Source organism: Segatella copri (assembly GCF_009495355.1).
Taxonomy (GTDB): domain Bacteria; phylum Bacteroidota; class Bacteroidia; order Bacteroidales; family Bacteroidaceae; genus Prevotella.
In genome coordinates this window covers 1-1,350 of record NZ_VZAD01000073.1, presented here as the reverse complement: position 1 = coordinate 1,350, position 1,350 = coordinate 1, and the positions used below count along the sequence as shown (strand labels likewise).

At 40.7% G+C, this 1,350-nt stretch carries 1 protein-coding gene; it reads left to right on the top strand.

Annotated features, from left to right (window positions below; genetic code table 11):
- Positions 1 to 294: 294 nt before the first annotated feature.
- Complete coding sequence (locus F7D20_RS09920; protein ID WP_158463911.1) at positions 295 to 1,302, top strand: IS110 family transposase; 1,008 nt, start codon at positions 295 to 297, stop codon at positions 1,300 to 1,302.
- Positions 1,303 to 1,350 lie beyond the last annotated feature (48 nt).

Below are 1,350 nucleotides of genomic sequence, written 5' to 3'. Positions count from 1 at the left end.
CTATTATATTTGCACTTGGAAAAATAAAGAGATAAAAATCTTTATATCTGCAAACTATTGTTAACTTTGCAGGAAAATAGATAAGTACAATAAAAAAGAAGAATACTCCATATCCAGCGTTAACCCTGTGCCCCTTCTAGCATAGTAAAGGCTTAGCCCTGTTTTGGGAACTGGATATTTTCTGAGCAGAAGCTTGAGAGTAAATTAGCCTGCTTGTGTAGAACAAGACAGGACTCGTAGTATAGTTGTAGCCGCTCAGAACGGAGCACCCTTCTTATAAAAACTTTATTCAATATGCAAATATACGGAATAGATTTGGCAAAAGAGAAATTTGACGTAAGTTTTTTCGACTTGACATCAAAAAAAGTATCAAACCAACCTTCACATAAGGTTGTAAAGAACAATTTTAAGAGTATCGGAAGGTTTTTAGAAACCCTTCCAAGCGATGCTGTATTGGTTGCTGAGCATACCGGAGTTTATGGTGATACTCTCTTGAAGTGCTGCATGGACAGCAATGTGAAGATTGCCTTTGTGGGTGGATATGTCATCCATAGATACAGAGCTACCCCTGACCGTGCCAAGACGGATGTCCTGGATTGCGCACTGCTCAGAGAATTTGGAGAGAGATATCCTGATAAGCTGAAATACAGGAAGTTCCCTGAAGAGGCTCTGTATGAGCTTCGTCAATTGGCACGCCACCGAGAAATGCTTGTAGAACAGCGTAAGCAGCTGATGACAGCCGACAAGAGCGAGGATTGCCGTCCTATCAGAAGTCTTGCCGTCAAGCGAAGCATGGACCGTATAAAAGAGATGTTGGACACGGAAATTGCCGAGACGGAAAAAGAGATGTTGAAAGTCATAAATGGGCATGACAGCATTCATCACAACTATGAGATTGTTAAAAGTGTCAATGGAGTTGGTTTGGTTACCGCAGTAGAACTATTGGTAAAAACGGATAATTTCACAAAAATAACTACAGCGCGCCAATATGCTGCTTATGCAGGAACTGCGCCATACGAAAAATCATCGGGGAAAATGGACAAGGGAGCACATATATCCAAGATTGGTAATAGACGGTCAAAGACCTTGTTGTACATCTGCGCAGAAAGCGCCAGATTGCACAACAAGGAGATTAAACTGTATTACGAGAGACGTACTTTAATAGATAAAAAGCCGCGTCATTATGTACTAAATGCCATAGCAAACAAGTTGCTAAGGATCATATTCACCCTCGTAGAAAAAGGTGAATACTATGACGCAAACTTCATCAGGCAAGACCCAAGGGTCGTTAAATATAATTAACGTTAAAAAATACGCTCAAAGCTTGCTCAATTAGAGTAAAACAGGGCG

Coding starts and splice junctions, on each gene's coding strand:
- F7D20_RS09920 (WP_158463911.1), top strand. CDS start 295: ATGCAAATATACGGAATAGATTTGGCAAAAGAGAAATTTGACGTAAGT.